We start from the raw sequence: 21453 nt of genomic DNA on the forward strand, positions 1-21453 counted from the left end.
TTTTTCTCATAAATAAAAAAGCCTCTTCTGTTTTAGAAAAGGCTCAAAACTTCGGACTGACGATTCAATTAGTTTCTCCTGTTGAACAGAAAAGAAGCATAATAAAGCAACGTTGCCAGCGAGCTTAACGCAGCAACCACGTAAGTCATGGCTGCCCACCAAAGAGCATCTTTGGCTTGATCGTGCTCCTCGCGGGTTTGCATCACGTTATAGTTATTATTCAGCCACAACAAGGCCCGCCTGCTGGCATCAAATTCCACCGGCAGAGTAATGAAACTGAACAGTGTTACCAATGCCAATGCAGCAACACCAATAGCCAAAACAAATGGATTATGGGTAAAGAAAAGCAACATCACGCCGATGAACAAAGTCCACTGAGTTAAGGTAGATGCGATATTAATTACAGGCACCAATGCAGAACGCAAACTTAACCAGGCATATGCTTTTGCATGTTGAACAGCGTGCCCGCACTCGTGGGCTGCAACGGCTGCTGCGGCAACACTACGACTGTAATATACATCAGGGCTAAGATTAACGGTTTTATCTGCCGGGTTATAGTGGTCGGTTAGCTGCCCTTCGACAGAGATTACCTGCACATCGTAAATATTATTATCCTTCAGCATGCGCTCGGCAACTTCTTGTCCGGTCATGCCGGATAGCAGGCCGATCTCGGCATACTGATTAAACTTGCTCTTAAAACGCCACTGCACTATAAAGCTGACCACGGCCACAATGATCATGAGCAGCCACGCCGAGTTGTATCCTATTATAAATGATAAATGATTCATGTTCGTGTTATTTACAAAGGGTATTTCAAAAAGTATTCCACTTGAATTTTTAAATTTGAGCGTGGAACCATCATTTTCGTACTGGGAGCGGACGGCTTTTGTAGATCATGCGGATGTGATCATCATCGGTAGCGGCATAGTGGGTTTGAGTGCAGCATTGCATCTAAAGAGGCAGCAGCCGAACCTAAAGGTTACTGTTTTAGAGCGTGGTTTCCTACCCAGCGGTGCAAGTACCAAAAATGCCGGTTTTGCCTGTTTTGGCTCACTTTCTGAGCAGCTTTCTTACTTAAAACGATCATCAGAAGAAGAAGTGCTGCGCCTGGTAGACTACAAGTGGCGGGGCCTGCAGCGATTACGTGAAAACCTGGGGGATAAAAATATCGATTACCTGCAATATGGCGGCTCTGAATTGTTTATGGAGCATGAAGAGAACCTGGCACAAGAGAGCCTCGACCATTTAACATACTTTAACAATTTGCTGAAGCAGGTGATTGGCCATGCTGACATTTATTCAGTGGCCGATGTCAAAATAGCGGAGTTCGGGTTTAATAAAGTGCACAGGATGATCTATAATCCCTACGAAGGGCAGATTCATACCGGCAAAATGATGCGCACGCTGCTCAGTAAGGTGTATGATCAGGGAGTTTTGGTGTTGAACCAATGCAATGTGGAAGCCATTGAACATGAAGATGGCTATGTAAGATTGAAAACGTCAAATGGCGACCTGAAAACCGATAAAGTAATACTGGCGACTAATGCTTTTGCGGCACAGCTGTTTCCTAATTTGGATGTTGTTCCTGGCAGGGGACAGGTACTGGTAACTAAACCCATTTCGGGGTTGAAGATAAAAGGCACTTTTCATTTTGATGAAGGCTACTATTATTTCCGCAATATCGATGGCCGTGTCCTGTTCGGTGGCGGCCGGAATATCGATTTCAAAAAAGAGCGGACCTGGGATTTTGGGCATACCCAACGAGTGAAAGACCAATTGATGGCCTACCTGAATGAGGTGATATTACCTGGCCAAAATACTGAAGTAGATTACTGGTGGAGTGGTATCATGGGTTTTGGCGAAGATATTAACCCGATCATACAGGAAGTACAGCCTAATGTTTTCTGCGCGGTAAGGTGCAATGGTATGGGTGTGGCTATGGGTAGTTTGGTGGGAGAGGAAGTGGCGAGTTTAGCATTAAAAAAATAATTACCTTTTTGTCATCCCGATTGCGCAGCGAGGGATCTTCTGCGATTAGCAAGTCGAAGAGCATGGCGAAGAAGACGTTTCACTATCGTTCAACATGACAAATTAGGGATTAACCCCGACTCCGATATTCCTTCACCAACGTCTTCGACGCCCGCTGCAGCCAGGAATCAGTCAGCAGTTTTTTCAATTCTTCAGGATCGACTTTATCGAGCTTAACAAGCACATAAGGATAATTACGGTAATGATCTGTAATAAAATAGATTTCCGGATCAGTATGCATCCATTTATCCCGGTCTTCGGTGTGAACGACTAACACCATACCATTTTCCCATAAGCGGGCCAGCAGTTTTTTCTGAACATAAAAGCCTGGCGTTCCATAACATATCCCTTCCGATGTTCCCGGCAAAGTTGCCATGAACTGGCGGATAAATTGCAGGTATATGAAAGGATCGGACATAGGCCTAAAATAATTCCACCAATCGTTCTAAAGCCATTCCACGTGAGCCTTTGATCAGCACGGTTGCGTTTCTTATGGGATTAGCTTTCAACCCTTCAATTGCATCTTCAGCCGTTTTATAAAATATTACTCCCGACTTCTGACTTTCGACTGCTGACTTCTGACCAGCGAACCCCCCGCCAATAAAAATGCGTTCATTCACAGGCGCTTCCATCGCTTTTTTAATAATGGCTGCATGCTCGGCAGCTGATTCCTGTCCCATCTCGAACATATCGCCTAAAACCAGTACTTTATGCTTGGCTTCGATTTTTCCCAGGTTCTCGATAGCTACAGCCATGCTGCTCGGGTTGGCATTGTAATAGTCGCATATCAGCGTATTGGTAGCTGTTTGGGTGATCTGTGACCGGTTGTTTTTAGGCTGATAACCGCTGATGCCCTCATTGATCACTTCTGCACTTAACTTAAAATAGACGCCAATACAGATCGCTGCCAGAATATTATCCAGGTTATATGCGCCGGTTAATTGTGATTTTACTACATAGTTTTCACCTGTTGCGTTGTTGGTCCACTGCAAAGTGAGATAAGGTGAATTTTCTATCAGCTCACCGCTGACTAAAGCCTTAGGATTATTTATTCCATACAAAACCACATTTTGTAACGCCCTTGCCTGTTGCATAGCCATCAAGTCGTCGCTATCTCCATTGACAAAGGTTATGCCACCAGATGTTTTCAGATAATCGTATAATTCGCCTTTGCCTTTTTTTACCCCCTCCACTCCACCAAAACCTTCTAAATGAGCTTTGCCGACATTGGTAATCAACCCATGAGAAGGTTGAGAGATAGTACACAACAATTCAATCTCCTTCTGATGATTGGCCCCCATTTCGATCACTGCTGCCTCATGCGAGGCATTGATTGAAAGTATGGTAAGTGGCACCCCAATATGATTATTCAAATTGCCTTGTGTAGCATAGGTATTAAAGTACTGTGATAAAACTGCGTTGATCAGCTCTTTGGTGGTGGTTTTACCGTTGGTGCCTGTTAGGCCGATCACTGGAATGGTTAGTTGGTGGCGATGATATCTTGCCAAGTCTTGCAGTGCAGCTAAAACATCCTCAACCAATAAATATTGATCACCCTTCTGATACTCCGGGTTATCGATCACCGCATAAGCCGCACCTGACGCAATGGCCTGTTCGGCAAAAGTATTGGCATCAAATTTTTCACCTTTCAAAGCAAAAAACAAGCTTCCGGGAGCTATTTTACGGGTGTCTGTGCTGATGACAGGGTGTTTCTGAAAGATTTTATATAGATCTGCAGTAGTCATAATTCGGCATTACGTATTATTTGTGCGCAGTGTCATGCTGAGGCACTCGAAGCATACGGCTAAGGCCTTTACGCTCACACTTCGAGTGCCTCAGTGTGACACCCTTTTTAATTAGTGTTCCTGTTCATCCATCCAATCACTGCTCTGATCTCACCATAGCTATAATTATCACCTAGTACCTCTTTAAGAGGCGACAATCTTTCATATCCATAGCTTTCAACCGCGTCTTTAATAGCTGGTATTTTTTCTTCCTTTACAAATTCCAGTACGTTGATCTCGCCTGTTTGAACAAAATAACTCAAATGCCCTTCAATTGTTGTAGTCGCAAGTCCGCGTTCTGCGGCGATCTCCTGTATAGTTTTACCTGAACGATACAAAGTAAATGTTTCTATTTTAGTATCAGAAGAACGCAGCCTGTTATTTGTTCTTTCGTGTCCGGCTTTCTGTACGCGTTTGGTGGATTTTTGCTTAATCCGCGATGCCAGTCCATTCTTAACGCAATAGTTCTTAACAGGAACCAGGAACTCCCGCCCATACCTTGCCAGTTTTATGTCGCCAAAACCGGATATCAACCGTAATTCATCCAATGTCTGTGGCAGATAAGTGGCCATTTCGATTAAAGCAACGTCCGAAAGGATCATATATGGCGGAACATTTTGACTTGCAGCAATATCTCTGCGTGTCATTTTTAATTCTTGCAATAAGCCGCCTTCATATGGAATAACTTCTGCTGTTCTTTCTTCGGTAGTTTGTGAGGCAATCAATTCAACTTTTTGCTGTCCTTTTAAAACAGCCTCGCTTTTATCGGTTAGCTTTAACACAGGATATGCATCGGCGGTAACCTGCAGATATCCTAAAGCAACCAACTCACGCAGGTAGCGGAACCAATCGGTGCGGCTGATATCAGCACCAATGCCGTAAGTTTTTAGCTGTTTATGCTCTTCCCAAATCTTTTCTCTTTTGGAGCCTCTCAGGAAATCAATCACATAGGTATTGCCAAAGCGCTCTTTTAACCGCGCAACTGCCGAAAGCGCTTTCTGAGCGATTAATGTTGCATCAAATTTTTGATATTCGCTCAGGCAGATATCACAGGAGCCGCAATTATCCGGAAAAGACTCATCAAAATAGTGCATCAAGTATTGCCGGCGACAAGTTTGCAACTGGCAATATTTCACCATATCATCCAGCTTTTTCAGCATGATTGCGCTTTGTTCCTCGTTCCCTTCTACGCGGGCAAAACGCTGCAGTTTATTAGCGTCTCCGTAAGAGTATAATAATAGCGCATCAGATGGCAACCCGTCACGCCCTGCTCTGCCGGTTTCCTGGTAATAGCCTTCTATGTTTTTAGGCAGATCCACATGCACCACATACCGAACGTTCGATTTATTGATACCCATGCCGAAGGCGATGGTCGCCACGATGATCTTTACTTCATCCTTCAAAAAAGCTTCTTGATTACGTGCCTTGTCGGCATTGTCCATACCTGCGTGGTAGGCTTCTGCTGCAAATCCCTCATTTTTCAGATCGGCAGCGAGCTCTTCCGTTGATTTTCTTGAAAGGCAGTATATAATACCGGAGTCCTCTTTCCTTTCATCCAAAAAAGCAAGCAGCTGATTAAAGCTATTCTTCTTTGGTACGATCCGATAGGTGATATTGGCCCGGTTGAACGATGATACGAATTCGGCAGGATTCCTCAGGTTTAATTTTTCAAGAATATCCTTGCGGGTCAGCTTATCGGCAGTAGCAGTGAGTGCGATGACCGGTATTTTAGGAAATTCATTTTTCAGTCCGGCCAGCATCAAATATTCGGGTCTAAAATCGTGACCCCAGTGTGAAATACAGTGTGCTTCATCAATGGCAATCAGGCAAACCGGCAATGATTTCAGGAAACTGATCAGGTTGCTTCCCTGCCCAAACAAACGCTCCGGTGCAAGATAAAGCAGTTTTATATTGCCTTTTTTAAGCTGATCTGTTATCCGTTGCTGTTCATCGGGCGATTGTGTCGAATTCAGAAAAGCGGCTGGTATGCCGTTTAGGTTCAGGCTGTCTACCTGGTCCTTCATCAGTGCGATCAAGGGCGAGATCACTATGGTAAGGCCGTCCATTAATACAGCCGGCAACTGGTAACATAAGGATTTTCCTCCACCCGTAGGCATTAGCGCTAAAACATCCTGATCGTTTAATATATGTTGAATGATGGCCTCCTGCTGATGTCTGAACTCACTATAACCGAAATATTTTTGCAGTGCCTGTGTAGGTGTCATTGTTGTGCTGTGCATGCAAAGTTGCAGATTTAATGTGAAAAGGATTAGGTTAATTAATTGCTAAGATAATTAGCAAAATTGATATAACAAATAATAAATTGATTTTTTATTTTTAGCTTAGTCTTTCTCAATATGTTAAAAAAGATTTCTTTATCACTGCTTTGCCTTTGCCTCGGTTGTATTGCTTTTGCACAGGAGCTGCAATCACCATCTGAATTTTTAGGATATAAGCTGGGTTCCCAGTTCACACCCCATTTTCGCATTGCCGAATATTTCAGATATGTGGCTTCGGTTTCCCAAAATGTAAAACTGCAGCAATACGGAACAACCAACGAAGGACGCCCATTATTAGCAATGTTCATCGCTTCGGATGAAAACATAGGAAGGCTGGAAGAAATCCGGCAGCATAATTTATCACTTGCAGGGCTTAGCAGCAGCAACACTTCTTTAAGTAATGCACCGGTAATCGTTTGGCTGAGTTATAATGTGCATGGTAACGAGCCCAGCTCGAGCGAAGCGGCAATGCAAGCGCTTTATGAACTGGCTAATCCGGCTAATAAACGTACCCAGCCCTGGTTTAAAAATACAGTAGTGGTGATCGACCCTTGTCTTAACCCGGATGGCCGCGAACGATACATTAATTATTATAACTCGGTAAAGGGCGCTACTCCAAATGCCGACCCAACTTCGCGCGAGCATTCCGAACCATGGCCGGGCGGTAGGGTAAATCATTATTATTTTGACCTGAACCGTGACTGGGCATGGCAAACGCAAAAAGAAACCAAAGCCCGGGTAGCACTTTATAACGAATGGCTGCCACAAGTGCATGTAGATTTTCATGAACAAGGTTACAATGCGCCATATTATTTCGCGCCGGCAGCCGAGCCTTTTCATAAAGATATTACTCCATGGCAAAGGGAATTTCAGACCATCATAGGGAAGAACAATGCTAAGTATTTTGACCAGAATGGCTGGATGTATTTTACCAAGGAGGAATTCGACCTGCTTTACCCTTCCTATGGTGATACTTATCCTATATATAATGGTTCCATCGGTATGACCTATGAGCAGGGCGGTATCGGGGCTGGTTTGGCTATAGCTACCAGAAGCGGAGATACTTTGACATTAGCTGACCGCATTACGCACCATCTTTCAAACAGTTTGAGTACGGTTGAAATCGTTTCGGCTAATGCATCAAGAGCGTTGACGGAGTTCAGGAAATATTACGATAACAATCGGGCGAACCCGCCGGGTGAGTATAAAACTTATATCATCAAAAATGATAATGCGGACAACCTGGCTATGCTGGCCGAGTTGTTACATAATAATGGTATCAAATACGGGCATACCAATAAACATTCGGCAGTAGGGTTTGATTATCTGAATGGTAAGATGGTGGAGTTGTCTATTGACCCGCATGACCTGGTGATCAATGCTTATCAACCCAAAGCGGTATTATTAAATGTATTGCTTGAGCCAAGGACCTTCTTAGCCGACTCCAATACCTATGATATCACGGCATGGTCGTTACCTTATGCTTATGGCTTAAAAGCGTATGGGTTGAAAGAATCTATAAAACCCGAAGAATCAAAATCTGCAGCAGAAGCAACAGCCCCGGGTGTTACTAAAGGAGAGGCCTATGCTTATGTTGCGCCATGGCAGTCGGTTTACGAGGTAAAGTTTTTGGCTGAACTGTATAAGAAAGGTATAAAAGTTCGTTGTTCACAAGCACAGTTTGAAGCCAGTGGACAAAAATTTACGCCAGGTTCATTAATAATTTCAAGAGCGGGAAATAATGTGGGTGATTTTGATGATAAGGTGATTGCTTCAGCCAAAAATTGCCATGTGACTTTATCAGTATTAAAATCAGGCTTTGTAGATAAAGGTGCCGATCTGGGCTCGAGTGTTATCAAATCGCTACACCCGCCAAAAGTGTTGCTGATATCAGGGGAAGGAAGTTCATCGGAAGCAATGGGTGAGATATGGCATTTTTTTGATCAGCAAATTAATTACCCTCTCACAGTTGTAAAATATCACGACTTGAACCGCGAACGCATCAATGATTTTGATGTGATCATATTTCCTGATGGCTATTATGATGACCTGCCGGTTGAAAGGCTGCAAAGCTGGGTGCACGATGGCGGTAAGCTCATCGCGATGGAAAATACTGTTTCGATGCTTGCCGATAAAAAAGGGTTTTCAATAAAAAGCATAATCGATAAGCATGATACCAGCTCAAAGAACAAAGATAACCTGGTAAAAGTTTATGCCGACAGGGATCATGATGCGATCAAATCAAATGTGCCGGGAGCTATATATAAGGTTGACATGGATAACACCCATCCGCTTGGATTCGGGCTGCAGAAATATTATTTCACACTAAAACTGAATGATGTATTGTATAACTACCTGGGCGATGACGGTTGGAATGTAGGCACCATTAAGAAGAATGCTTATGTGGAAGGCTTTGTCGGTCAAAAAGCTAAGGCGAAGTTGAAAGATGGACTATTATTCGGGGTTCAATCAAACGGACGCGGTTCAGTAGTTTACCTGGTGGATGATCCGCTTTTCCGCAGCTTTTGGCAAAACGGTAAGCTATTATTTAGTAATGCGGTATTTATGGTAGGACAGTGATCAGTTTGCAGTTGACAGTTTGCAGATAGCAGTCGAGGAAGTTTGCAGTTATTAGTTAGCAGTGTGCAGTTGAGTGAGTTTGTCATTTGTAATGATGCCAACCGCCCACTGCAAACTTGATTAGTTGGCGTTTGCAGTCGGCTGTATTTAGAAACGGGTGCCAACTGCAAACTGTAAACTGCCAACTTAATTATTCCCCTTCACTCTTCCGTTAAGATCATCTGCACCGCTCTGGTGTTCGCGGGCTCTTATTTTGGTGCTGCCGAAGTTGTAAGTAAATGTTAGTCGGGTTATTCTCGATTCGCGTTTCTGACGGATATCCAAATCATTTGAACCATAGTTGCTGGTTACATCATTACGGCGTGTATTAAATATATCGCTGGTAGAAAGTTTGATGTTAGCTTTCTTGTTGGCGAACGAGTGGCTTATACCCGCGTCAACAGAATATTGCGGTTTTACATAGAATAACCCGTAAGTCAATGCTGATTGGTAATTCCCTGTTATTTCCAATTTATATCCAGCCAGTGGTGTAAATGTTTCTGTAGCCCTCACCTGGTAAGCTGTCTGGCCTTTGTCCAGGTTGCTTCCTTCCAGGTTGTTTGATTTAAAGCCCAGGTAAAAAGCTGTTGCATTCAGATTGCCTTCCCACCATTTGGTGATGGTATATGGTGCATACAGATTTGCGCTGTAGTTATTTTGCACCTGCAGGTTTTGCTGTGTTACAAATGCAATTTTTGTAGCTGGATCAGTTCCGGGTACTTCGGTTATTACATCGGTTGTGCGGCTATATCCTAATGTTAAAGTAATGCTCTTATTATAGGTATAGTTCAACTCAAAATTGTTGGTATACTGCGGTCTCAGGTATGGATTACCTTTCTGATAGGTATATGGATCCAAATGATAGGTAAATGGATTCAGGTTATCATATTGCGGACGATCGATACGACGGCTGTATGACAGGCTGAACTCATTCTTATCATTAATGGTATGGTTAATAAATACACTTGGGAAGAAATTAAGATAATTTCTTGGGATACGCTGTACAACATTCATCGAATCGCCAACCGCATTTGACTGTGTATATTCAGCACGTAAACCAGCCTGAATAGAAGTATTTTTAAATTGCTTGTTTAAATTCAAATATCCTGCTGTTATTTTTTCGTCATATACAAAGTGATTAACGCTGGTGTCCTGTGCGCCCTGAACAGTAGTTTGCTGCAGGTTATTATCTGTTTTTACATCACTGTATTTAAAGCCTGCTTCCAGCTTTACTGATTTGGTAAGAGGCTTAGCATAATCCACCTTGGCAGTATGGATATCGATATTTGATGGTGTCAGGTTACCCAAAAATGCTTGTGGATGCTGTAAACTACCATCGGCCAGATAGAAATCGGTTACATATTGTGCGTTTGAATTATTTCTGAACCTTGAATAATCCAGGTCGGCACTGATCTGCTGACCGGCGGTATCTATTTTATAGGTATCATTCAGGTTAACAGCAAAGTTGTTATAAGTTTGATGAATACCTGTAAGTGTACGCAATGATGAATCGACAGTGGTAAAGTTCTTACCTATATATGTACGGTTATTATTACTATCATCTTCGTTATCAAAATAACCATTGATCACAAAGCCGATGGTGTTTTTGGACGACAGATCGTAATCAACACCAAAACGATAGCTATTGTTATGATTATTGCTGATCAACGGGCTGAACTGATTAAAGTAGGTTTGTTTTCCTGTAGTATCCGTAATAATACGTTTAATGTCGATGTTCTGCAGGCGTTTGTTATCGTTATGACTAAATGTGCCGAATACATTCAAATTCCCTTCTTTGTGATTTAACTGCAAAGTTTCGTTATCCTTCCAGTAAGCGCCATAAGCTGTTCCGAGGGTAAGGCTACCGTTAGTTCCGGTTTGTTTGTTCTTTTTTAGTTTGATATTGATAATACCTGAATTACCGGCAGCATCGTATTTTGCAGATGGATTGGTAATGATCTCTATCGACTCAATCGTATTGCCATCGGTAGAACGTAAAAGGGTGGCTAATTGTGCTGCTGTTAAATAAGTCAGCTTATCATTGATCATTACAGTTACACCTTGCTTGCCTTTAAGGCTGATGTTATCGTCCTTGTCAATACTAACCCCGGGCGCTCTTTCCAAAATATCCATAGCCGAGTTGCCTGCAGCAAGCGGACTGTTGGCTACGTTCACTACAGTACGATCTATTTTCCTTTCTATTAAAGGTTTTGCGGCTGTTACATTAACCGTATTCAAACTGTGTGCGCTGGGCTGCATTTTTAGCTCCGGTACGGTAACCGATCCGTTAGCCGCCACAGTGATAGGTTGGCTAATAGCTTTCTGATACCCAACGGTTGTGGCTTTAATAACATAACGGCCTTGTTTAATATGATCGAAAGTATATACGCCCTGTTCATTACTGATGGCGCCTTTTACTATAGTTGAGTCCTGTGCATTTAATAGGCTTGCAGTGGCATACATCATTGGTTTGCCCTGCTCATCTGATAATGACCCGCTGACATTTGCCGATGGTCCCGAACTTTGTGCAAGCGCGGCTCCCATCGTTGCTATCAGGAGCACCAGGGTAAGATATATTTTATGGATAAGTGTTTTCATGATATTGTGTTTTGTAAAAGTTGGGGCAAATAATTTCCAGTAGAGGGTTACCCCTCTTTTTTAAAAGGTTAATAAATTTTAGTTTCAGCTTACCGGTTATCTAACCGAAATTTTGGGCAGGTAACAGGGTGTTAATAGTTCATTTGCATAGATGGTGTGTTTTGTAGTTCTAAATTTCAGGCAATACCTATCCCATTAAAGAGCATTCCTCTTTTTTTGAAAATCCTCAAAAAATGGGTTCTGGCTGGTAGTCGCCCGTGTTTTGTTTATTTTTATAGTAAGATGCAACAACCCCCGCGAAGGTTACATGCAATTTTAGCTTTTTCCGTGAAAGGTGATATTAGCATAGGTGAACAGCCTGTTTTCGTCGGTGAACGGTCACTTAAAGTTTTTTAGAATAGGTGCGATATTGGATATAATGTCTTTAAAGAAGGAGAAGCCGCCCCGGTTAGCTTCGCAATCCGATTCCTTTATCGATTGTATTTTTTCCTGGCACACAGGTGCATTATTTTTTGTACCTACATTATTATAGGTATACTTATCACATAAAGGCAACATAAGCCCGCATATCAATAGCAGGCTTATGTATCTGTTTACCGGTTTCATTTTTTTAGCTTATTAATGCTATCGGTCGAAAGATGTTTATTTATAACAGTATCGGTTATTAATGTATCCACCTTGCATTGTAGTCCGTTGTCGGTCATTATAAAGGTAGCATCGTTCAACCTGTTTCCGTCGCGCTTGTTGAGCTCGTTGCAGTCATAAACATTTATATTAGCTATGTTGCTCAACTCACGGTCTATAATGATTTTAGCATTCATAGGAAGCTTTAATGTGAGTGAAACTTCCTCATCGTGCCACAGGTCCTCATTCTTTGGATAAAAGCGTTCATCAAACTTTATTAAACTATCCTGCTGCATATATATGTATTTAATGTTGCGCGAATTGCTTAAAGCTGCTTCATAAGTTCTTCCCCTTGCATGATACGATTCTACCAGTACCGGTTGATCGATGTCACTTTTTTCAATATTCAAATTCACACGCTGATGATAATGGTCAAAATCATTATTATCGTCATCAGTAATCGTCATATTAGGCGCCAGGCCTTTTATGTTTAATCGCGCGCTGTCCTCGGCAGTAAAATATTTAAGATCGTTCAGCTTTAGATAATAAGTATTGTTTTTAACTGGTTTCAAATTAATGGTCTCACTGTAACTTGCGGAAGTGCTAAAGTCGGCGGCAATCCTTGTAATATCATATACGAATACAGCAATGGCAAATAACCAGATAACCAATATGGTTGTGCCTGCAGATTTGCTGATTGAACCAGTGTTGAATATACCTTTTAATGTAAGGAGTATAATACTCACCAATGGTACGGTAATAACAATAAAACCGGCTGTATAAATGTATTCAGCGTGATGGTGTCTCAATAAGCCATAAGGCATATCATGAAATGGAGCAAACTCACCAAATCCAAGCAACGCTACAAATGCTACTATAAAGAATACTAATGCACTGAAACAGCATAGCAGGATAAATAAACCGATCAATTTTAGAAGGACTTTACCTGCACCATTGAAGAAAGTACCCAGGTGATAAAAGAAGTCACCTATAAAATCGCGTGTTTTGTAAACAAATGGTTTGGCTTCGTGCTTGAAGTTTGAAAAGTTGTGGCGCATCGAGCCCATTTCCTCTTCAAAGTTTTTTTTGAAACCCTGCAGGTTGAGCTTTTCACCTTTCATCACCATCCTGTCGGCGCGGGTAACGGCTTTAGGGATTACTATCCATAATATAATATATAGTATAATACCTGTTCCACCGGCCAATACGATCAACGCAAAAGCCAAACGGATCCAAACCACATCCATGTCAAAGTAATTGGCTATGCCTGAGCATACCCCGGCTATCAGATGGTCGTCCGGATCGCGGAACAAACGGCGGGTTGTGCCACTATTATAATAGGTGCTGGTAAATGATGGCTCAGTATCCTGTTCCGATTTTTCGAAATCAGCAACGGTACCCATTTGTTCAATGACCGATTTCACATCCTGCTCAACAATAACCTGTTTGTTCTCATTGGCCAGTAGCTCATTAAACATCTCGGCTATGCGGTTTTCGATATCGGTAGTGATCTCCAGGCTGTCGTCCGAATTCATAAAATGACGTTTTACATCCGTCATGTAATTCTTTAATACTTCGTATGCATCTTCTTCTATATGAAAAACGATGCCATTTATATTGATGATAATTGTTTTGTTCATGATCTTGGTTTGCTTAATTATTTTACTTTCCTGTCTCCGATAGATGTTTGTACCGCGTAGGCCAGTTCCTGCCAGGTTTTATCGAGCTGTTCCAGCACTTTTCTGCCTTCGTCTGATAAGACGTAATATTTTCTCGGCGGTCCGGATGTCGACTCGACCCAGTTGTAGCTGAGGAGTCCATTATTCTTTAAACGGGTTAGGAGAGGATACAAAGTCCCCTCAACTACGAGCAACTGGGCTTTCTTTAATTCGGCTATGATATCCGAAGCATATATTTCGCCCTTTGCTATGGTGGAAAGAATGCAATATTCCAAAACACCCTTCCTCATCTGGGTTTGTGTATTTTCAACAATCATACAACAAAGATATATGTTTTAAATTGTATTATGCAATACATAGTACTAAAATTATTAAAAACTTTCTCAAAAACTCGCTTTTTTAAAAAATTTTCAGGTTTTTGAAATAAATTATTTGACTTTTTAATAATCTAATACTACTTTTAGCTTTAATTAACTATTAACTGATCTTATTATTAACGAAATGAAAAAACTTCTACTAGTAAGTTTGTGCTTTCTGGTGTTATGCGTAACGCAAGTTTTTGCACAAAACCGTACGATTACTGGTACGGTTACGGCCAAAGAGGATGGCCTGCCCGTTCCGGGAGCAACAGTAAAGGTGAAGGGAACCCAGATAGGTACCCAGACCAACACAGCCGGTAAATTTACCTTAAGCGTACCGAGCGGAGCCACTCTGGTGATTTCCTTTGTGGGATACACCACTCAACAAGTTCCTGTTGGCTCACAGGCAACAATTAATGTATCCTTAACAGCGGCGAGTGCAACATTAGGTGAGGTTGTTGTAACAACATCCCTTGGTATCAGGCACTCTAAATCTGAACTGGGTTATGCGGTATCTCAGGTTACATCTAAAGACCTGACCCAAACCAACGTAACTAACGTTGCAAACGGTTTGACCGCCAAAGTTGCAGGTTTGGCTGTGTACTCACTGGATAACGGTATCGACCCGACTATCCAGGTTCAGCTGCGTGGTAACCGCTCACTTGAGGGTAATAACAACGCCCTGATTGTTGTGGACGGTGTGCCGGTTCCCGGTGGTACTTTATCAGCTATCAACCCGAATGACATTGCTGATGTAACCATTCTGAAAGGTGCGGGTTCTGCTGCACTTTATGGTTCTGAAGCTTCTAACGGTGCGATCCTGATCACAACCAAAAGAGGAACAAGCAATGGTAAACCGGTAATTACTTACCAAAACTCAGTACAGGCTGAAAGTGTTAACTTCTATCCAAAACTGCAAACCACTTACGGTCCTTACGGTGGTGAGCCGGTTTCAACTGGTTATTTGGATCCGATCACTAACTTTTCAAAGTATACACCTTACGAGAACCAGCAATACGGACCTGCTTATGATGGTTCAATAGTTCCATTGGGCGCACCACTTGACAGCGCCGGTGGTACTCAGCTGATGGTTCCCTACAAAGCTTACCCGGTAAGCCCTATTAAAGCATTCTTTAAAACAGGTATAACTGAACAGAATGATATTTCGATCCAGTCGGGTGATGCTAACAACTCATTCTTCTTCTCTGCACAAAATGCATACAGAACTACAGTAGTTCCTCTTGATAAGAGCTTTAAAAATGCATTCAGCGCACGCGGTAAAAGAACTTTTGGTATGTTCTCTATTGATTACTCTATCGGATATACCAGGACTACCTTCAGTACTTACGTTAACACTGACAACCCATTCGGTTTCGGTGGTAGCTACGTAACCAACGCAGGTTATGCAGACTTATATGCTTCTATATTGCAGTTGCCCGCATTCCTGAACATTAAAGCTTACTCTGACCCGAATTCAGATATCGCTAACGTAAATAACTATTACAGTGCTTACTCTATTAACCCGTATTGGATCATTAACAATGCGAGAAGAAATGTAACGCGCGATCAGTTATTGTCTTCAGTAAACCTGAAATTATCTCCTGCTAAATGGATTGACATCAGCTATCGTTTATCAGATAACTTTGGTATCGACCAGGAACGTTACACTCGTGCAGAAGCTGACTTCTCACAATATGCTGCAGATGACCCGCTGGGTGCTGGTAACGTACCTTCAGGATTTGCAACCACGCTTCGTGCACCAGGTGCTGTATTGGATTATTACCAATATGGTGACGGTACTTCAAATGGCGGTGGTGCCGGTGGTTACGGTCGTATCCAGGGAGATGCGATCATCGATTTACACCATACTTTCTTTAAAGATTTCAAAACCAGTTTGATAGTAGGTAATACCATCTGGCAGGAAAATCAAAAGAATATGGAAACCTATGCGAACAACCTGTTGATCAAAGATTTCTATAACATCAATTCTGCAGGTGGTAGCGTTACTTCCAGCGAGGCTTCTTACATGATCCGCCAGATATCTTACTTTGGCGATCTGAGCATCAGCTATAAAGACTTCCTTACTTTAGAAGGTACCCTAAGAAATGAGCATGACTCAAGGCTTTCAGAAGCTCAGCGTTCATTTAGCTATCCTTCAGGAAAAATCTCCTTTATCCCGACTCAGTTATTTTCTGCTTTAAAGGATAATAAAATATTAAGCTATGCCAAGTTCTACGGTTCATTAAGCCGTGTAGGTAACATCGACATCGCTCCATATGAGATCAATAATATATACACGGTAGGTACCGGCTTCCCTTATGGTACACTTGGTGGTTACCAATTGAGCACAGGATTATATAGCCCGGGTTTAAAACCAGAGTTAACAACTGAGCTTGAGTTGGGTACTGAGTTGGCCTTCCTGGACAACCGTATCAACGTTGGCTTTACTTACTATAACCAGAATGACCGTAACCAAACTGTACCGGTAAGTATTTCGGCAGCTACTGGTTATCAAACAGACTTAACTAACATTGGCCAGGTTCAGTCTCAGGGTTATGAAATGTCATTGACTTTACAACCTTTAACCCAGGCTAAAAATAAAGTTGGCTTAACTCTCGGTGGTAACTTATCCATCAACAACTCTAAAGTAGTTTCATTGGCTCCGGGTGTTAATTCATTCCAGTTACCAGGTGGTTCAGGATTATTGTATGCTGAGGTTGGTAAACCTTTCCCAATGTTGAGAGGAACCGACTTTGTACGCGATCCGCAAGGACATGTAGTAGTTGATGCAAACACTGGTTATCCATCAACCAATAGCTCTACACTGGTAGACTACGGCAGAACTTCACCTAAATATAACTTAGGTTTAAATGCTACTGTTAGCTATAAATTCGTAAGCTTAAGCGCTGTAGCTGAATATCGCGGTGGCGACGTAGTATATAACAGCATTGGCCAGACCTTGACTTTTGCAGGCTCAAGTGCTTACTCTGCATCAGCAGGCCGTCAGTCGTTTATATTCCCGAACTCAGTTATTCAAACTTCGCCGGGTGTATATGTTAAAAATACTAATGTGAATGTTCAGAACGGTAACTACGGTTTCTGGCAGACATCTGCTTTCAGCGGAACCAACTATCCGTTTGTAACAAGCGGCGCATTCTGGAAACTGAGAGAAGTTGACCTGAACTTCAACCTGAATCAGTTCATCAAAAACAGCAAGTTTGTTAAAGGCTTAGCAGTTGGGTTAACCGGTCGTAACTTGTTTATGTGGCTTCCAAAAACTAACCAGTATACTGACCCTGAGTTCTCTAATGCAGGTGCAAACAGCAACTCAAGAGGTGTGAACGATAATGGGCAGTTGCCAGGCACACGTATATTTGGTGGTAACCTGAAGGTAACATTCTAATTAAATTAAAAAATAGCAATGAAAAGATATATTTCACTTATAACAGCGCTTTTGACAGTCGGAATAGCCGGTTGTAAAAAAGACTACCTGAGCCTGGAAAATAACCCCAACCAGCCTTCGGTAACGGTGCCTTCACTGGCGCTACCTTCGGCGGAAAAAACGGCCGCAGCAGTTTACGCAACTGATTATCCGGAATACGGTGTTTGGGCAGGTTATTGGACTACATCCGGTAACTATGTGCCGAATCCTGCAATTAACGAGTACCAGCTTACTACAGGAAGCTATACAGGTGTGTGGACAGACTTGTATGCTAACTTAGCTAACTGGAACAACTTACAGCAAATTAGCTCTGACCCAAGTAATGCTAATTATCGTGCGATTGCGATGATCATGAAGGTATATGATTTCCAGCAATTGGTTGATAATTTTAACGATGTGCCATATAGCCAGGCGTTTAATATCAAAAATCTGACCCCTGCTTACGATAAAGGTTCAGATATTTACGAAGATTTGGGTAAACAATTGGATGCTGCAATAACTTTGATCGGCCCTAATGGTGGTGCCAGTGCAGCAAGCCCTGCGGCTTATGACATTGTTTTTGGTGCATACGGAGATAACGAAATGGTAGCGTGGGCAGCTTTTGCTAATACCTTAAAATTACGCCTTGCTCTTCGTGTTTATTTAAAAAGTGCAAGTGATCCTTTGGTTACAGCTCTTGCAGCGACTACTTCTACGGGTTATCTTGGCGGAGGAACAGGAGCGATGGCGAACCCTGGTTATGTTCAAACCAATTCAACAGCAGGATTTAGCCAGGAAAGCCCTTTCTATGGTTCTTTTGGATTTGACATCAATGGCAACCCTACAGGTAATAATAACTACTACAGAGCAAATGCTTACGGGGTGGCTTTCTACAAAAACACAAATGATCCGCGTTTAACTGCATTTTATGCACCCACTACTGCAACTAAACAGGTGCAAGGAAACGTATTTGGCGATATATTGCACAACGCGCAAAACCCTGGCACCAGTGCTATTGGCCCTGGCTTATTGCAAAGCGCTACACAGGACGCAGTATTGATGACGGCATCAGAAGCTGACTTTTTATTAGCAGAAGCTATACAAAGAGGTATTTTAACTCCTGCCCAGGCTGGATTTGCTTCTGCAGAGGCAGCTTACAATGCGGGTATCGAAGATTCATTTACTTCGTTGGGCCTTACTGTTGCTCAGGCACAGGCTTACTATGGACAGTCAATTGACAATGTAAACTTCGCTGTATCTGGTAATAAGATTACTGCCATACTTACACAAAAATGGGCTGCTTTAAATGGTTGGTCAAACTTTGAAGCTTATAACGATTACAGAAGAACAGGCATTCCTAATTTGCCAACATCTGTAGACCCTGCTGCTATAGGAACCAATTTGCCTACAAGGTTATTATACCCGACAAGCGAACTGAGTACCAATGCCGGGGCTGTAGCCAAAGAAGGTGCTATCAATCCTTTAAGTTCAAAAATATTTTGGGCCAAATAATTTTAAATTAAAAGAGACATGAAAAAGAGAATATATTTAATAACGACACTGGTCCTTTCGGCAGTTATGCTCTCGTTGAGCTCATGCCTGAAAGACAATACTCATGGTATTGATGTGGGAAACTCAGCGCCTGTGACCTATTTTAACCTGGGCGGACAGTCTTTCTTCGGGCCGGATGCATTCACTGATCCAGTGGATACCATTACACGGCAATTTGCCGTTACGGTGGCTTCAAAAACCCCACCTACAACAGAAACAAAAATTACACTTGCTTTAGATAACACAATTATTGACAAGTATAATGCAAACGGTGGTTTGGTAACATACCTGCCGTTCCCTGCGGACGCTTTTTCGTTCACTCAAACAAGCGTAACTATTCCTGCAGGGCAGACTACTGCTATTGTATCGGTTACTATTTATAAAAGCAAGCTTGACCCTACCAAGAGTTATATGCTGCCTATAAAAATTGCCAGCTCACCTTACACAATCAGCGGCAATATGGGTATCCACTATTTCCACGTAATTGGTAACGACTTCTCTGGTAATTATACACATGACTTTATCAGAACTCCATCCGGAGGTGATTTTACAGGACAAACTGCGACTTTCTTCCCTGATTCGCCTACGCAGTTTGAGGTAGCCGGTGGTTATTATACAGGAGACATCAGGTATGTAGTTAGTTACACTGAAAGCGGTACATATCCAAATGCACATTACTCTGATTTGCAGATATCGATCAATTCTGATGATGTAACCAAACTTGGCAATGCCGGTATACAGGTAACAGTTCCACCGTCTATTGTAGGATATACACCTGGACAAAGTTATACCTATGCGGAGATGCTTACCCTATTCCAAAACGGTTTAACCTATGGAGTTTTAGGTGGAAGCGGGGCAAGGATAAACCTTGATAAATACACCAAGCAATAATTTGCATTTAATGATTTATATCAAAGCCGTCCGCTAGCCAGCGGATGGCTTTTTTTATGCCCGCCTTATTTAGTGTAACATCATTGTTAGTTGCACATGGTAAATTAAGTTGTTGGGTTTTTTGTAAAAAGCTATATTAGTTATCCAAATCCAATCACATGAAAAAAGTAACAATGATAAGCATGCTGTTGATGACGGCTTCCGTTTTTGTAAAAGCACAAAGTAGCACAATATCAGGCAATGTAAAGGATGACAAAGGCAATCCCTTGCATTATGTGTACATTACTGATGATGCGGCTAAGGTTGCCACATTTACAGACTCTTTGGGAAGTTTTAATATCGGCGTAAGCGCTGGTGCTAAACTCAAACTCCAGCGTTCCGGGTACAAAGTAGGCGAGGCAACAGCAGCGCCAAATGTGCAAATAGTACTAGCGGGTGATGGCTCAAAGGATGTAGACAATGTAACATTGAATACAAAGGGCTCTGGAACTGATAAAACAGATAATTCCACCATGGGCACGGGTGGTGTAATTGCACCCGGACATATGCAGGGAAATGTTCACGGCAACCGGTATTTGCTGGATAATTTTGCCCACGGGTTTTTGATCGACGCAGATGGTAATTTGATCCATACGCCTGGAACAATTTATGATTACGATAAAATGTCAGCAATTGTATTGTCCACTGCTGATGGAAATAATGTTGCACAATTAAGTTTTGATAAGATCAAATCATTTACCTTATATAGTGATAAAGATGTGCAATATGTGTTTGGTAAAGAGCCGTCTATCGACCCGGCGCACTATGTGCAGGTATTAGCTTCAGGTAAAAAATATAAGATACTGAAGGTTATAAAGACAAAATTCATTAAATCGGACTTTGTAAATAACGGTGTGGTATCACATGGAAACGATTATGATGAGTACGTTGACGATGCCGATTACTATGTAATGGATGTGGCATCAAACCAAACGAAGAAGTTTGCATTGAAGAAAAAAGGTATAAAAGATGCGTTTCCGCAGGATGCCGATAAAGTGAATAAGTTTATTTCGTCAAATTCAGGTGATATAAATGATGCTTACCTGGGTAAATTAGGTGAAACTTTGAATCAATAATAAGGCAAATCAGTAAGACGGAAGGCTTGAGCGACTAATGCCCAAGCCTTTTATGTTAATTCTACTTTTTATCTGCGCTATATCTTCCTGGTCCCACAAATAATAACCCGGCAAACATGATAGCGTCTTCAATGGCATGTGATGCATCCATCAGGCCGCCGTGATGATAGCCGGACAACGCAGCAACAATAAGATTGATTAACAGTAATAAACAAACTGGTCTGAAAGCAAGACCGATAATCAGTAAAAATCCACCTACAGTTTCAGTTAACGCACATAAGAGGCCCCATACTACGGGCCAGAAGTGTATTCCTACCTCACTGGTAGCCCCGCCGACCATTTCCCATGTTTTTACGCCACCCTGCAGTTTGGGAAAACCATGATAAATGAACATAATACCCAGACCCAGGCGGATGATTAATAGGCCAAAATTTCTGTAATTACCTAAATTGCTGAAAAGTGCCATTCGTTTTTAATTATAGAATGAGTGATTTAGTGAATTGTT

Annotated in this window: 15 protein-coding genes; 6 read left to right on the forward strand and 9 right to left on the reverse strand. The window is 42.0% G+C overall.

All coding sequences use genetic code 11. The annotated features are described in order from the left end of the window. Nucleotides 1-68 precede the first annotated feature (68 nt). Entirely contained in the window at nucleotides 69-788 is a 720-nt protein-coding gene (locus tag VIM89_RS11065; RefSeq protein ID WP_488156209.1) for a zinc metallopeptidase, read from the reverse strand. 61 nt (nucleotides 789-849) lie between these two features. Between VIM89_RS11065 and VIM89_RS11070 the strand changes: the two genes are divergently transcribed. Then, complete coding sequence (locus VIM89_RS11070; protein WP_488156210.1) at nucleotides 850-1989, forward strand: NAD(P)/FAD-dependent oxidoreductase; 1140 nt, start codon at nucleotides 850-852, stop codon at nucleotides 1987-1989. A 109-nt stretch (nucleotides 1990-2098) separates the two neighbouring features. Here the strand turns inward: VIM89_RS11070 and VIM89_RS11075 are convergent, their stop codons facing one another. The 3 genes from VIM89_RS11075 to recQ form a co-directional block, all read right to left on the reverse strand. Further along, nucleotides 2099-2446 (reverse strand): MmcQ/YjbR family DNA-binding protein, encoded by a 348-nt coding sequence (locus VIM89_RS11075; RefSeq protein ID WP_488156211.1) that lies wholly within the window; start codon nucleotides 2444-2446, stop codon nucleotides 2099-2101. Between the two features lie 4 nt (nucleotides 2447-2450). Then, nucleotides 2451-3773, reverse strand: a complete 1323-nt coding sequence (locus VIM89_RS11080; RefSeq protein WP_488156212.1) for a UDP-N-acetylmuramoyl-tripeptide--D-alanyl-D-alanine ligase — start codon at nucleotides 3771-3773, stop codon at nucleotides 2451-2453. Nucleotides 3774-3880: 107 nt separating this feature from the next. Then, complete coding sequence (gene recQ, locus VIM89_RS11085; protein ID WP_488156213.1) at nucleotides 3881-6052, reverse strand: DNA helicase RecQ; 2172 nt, start codon at nucleotides 6050-6052, stop codon at nucleotides 3881-3883. Between the two features lie 117 nt (nucleotides 6053-6169). Here recQ and VIM89_RS11090 point away from each other — a divergent pair, with 117 nt between their 5' ends. Next, complete coding sequence (locus VIM89_RS11090; protein ID WP_488156214.1) at nucleotides 6170-8671, forward strand: M14 family metallopeptidase; 2502 nt, start codon at nucleotides 6170-6172, stop codon at nucleotides 8669-8671. A 186-nt stretch (nucleotides 8672-8857) separates the two neighbouring features. Here the strand turns inward: VIM89_RS11090 and VIM89_RS11095 are convergent, their stop codons facing one another. The 4 genes from VIM89_RS11095 to VIM89_RS11110 all read right to left on the reverse strand — a co-directional run bounded on the left by VIM89_RS11095 (nucleotide 8858) and on the right by VIM89_RS11110 (nucleotide 13928). Further along, nucleotides 8858-11308, reverse strand: a complete 2451-nt coding sequence (locus VIM89_RS11095) for a TonB-dependent receptor domain-containing protein (protein WP_488156215.1) — start codon at nucleotides 11306-11308, stop codon at nucleotides 8858-8860. Nucleotides 11309-11686: 378 nt separating this feature from the next. Next, complete coding sequence (locus VIM89_RS11100) at nucleotides 11687-11914, reverse strand: hypothetical protein (RefSeq protein ID WP_488156216.1); 228 nt, start codon at nucleotides 11912-11914, stop codon at nucleotides 11687-11689. Beyond that, on the reverse strand, nucleotides 11911-13572 hold the full coding sequence (locus tag VIM89_RS11105; RefSeq protein ID WP_488156217.1) for a PspC domain-containing protein: 1662 nt from the start codon (nucleotides 13570-13572) through the stop codon (nucleotides 11911-11913). Before VIM89_RS11105 ends, VIM89_RS11100 begins: the two co-directional genes overlap by 4 nt. A gap of 17 nt (nucleotides 13573-13589) precedes the next feature. Further along, complete coding sequence (locus VIM89_RS11110) at nucleotides 13590-13928, reverse strand: PadR family transcriptional regulator (RefSeq protein ID WP_488156218.1); 339 nt, start codon at nucleotides 13926-13928, stop codon at nucleotides 13590-13592. Nucleotides 13929-14112: 184 nt separating this feature from the next. Between VIM89_RS11110 and VIM89_RS11115 the strand changes: the two genes are divergently transcribed. The 4 genes from VIM89_RS11115 (at nucleotide 14113) to VIM89_RS11130 (ending at nucleotide 20948) form a co-directional block, all read left to right on the forward strand. Further along, nucleotides 14113-17373, forward strand: a complete 3261-nt coding sequence (locus VIM89_RS11115) for a SusC/RagA family TonB-linked outer membrane protein (RefSeq protein WP_488156219.1) — start codon at nucleotides 14113-14115, stop codon at nucleotides 17371-17373. An 18-nt stretch (nucleotides 17374-17391) separates the two neighbouring features. After that, on the forward strand, nucleotides 17392-18903 hold the full coding sequence (locus VIM89_RS11120) for a SusD/RagB family nutrient-binding outer membrane lipoprotein (RefSeq protein WP_488156220.1): 1512 nt from the start codon (nucleotides 17392-17394) through the stop codon (nucleotides 18901-18903). A gap of 18 nt (nucleotides 18904-18921) precedes the next feature. Next, the gene (locus VIM89_RS11125; protein ID WP_488156221.1) at nucleotides 18922-19833 is read left to right on the forward strand and encodes a BT_3987 domain-containing protein; all 912 of its coding nucleotides are present in this window, start codon (nucleotides 18922-18924) and stop codon (nucleotides 19831-19833) included. A gap of 158 nt (nucleotides 19834-19991) precedes the next feature. Beyond that, complete coding sequence (locus VIM89_RS11130) at nucleotides 19992-20948, forward strand: carboxypeptidase-like regulatory domain-containing protein (protein WP_488156222.1); 957 nt, start codon at nucleotides 19992-19994, stop codon at nucleotides 20946-20948. Nucleotides 20949-21009: 61 nt separating this feature from the next. On the opposite strand, the gene VIM89_RS11135 is transcribed toward VIM89_RS11130, so the two are convergent. Next, complete coding sequence (locus VIM89_RS11135; protein WP_488156223.1) at nucleotides 21010-21414, reverse strand: DoxX family protein; 405 nt, start codon at nucleotides 21412-21414, stop codon at nucleotides 21010-21012. Nucleotides 21415-21453: the final 39 nt, after the last annotated feature.

Source organism: Mucilaginibacter sp., assembly GCF_036568825.1.
Taxonomy (GTDB): Bacteria; Bacteroidota; Bacteroidia; order Sphingobacteriales; family Sphingobacteriaceae; genus Mucilaginibacter.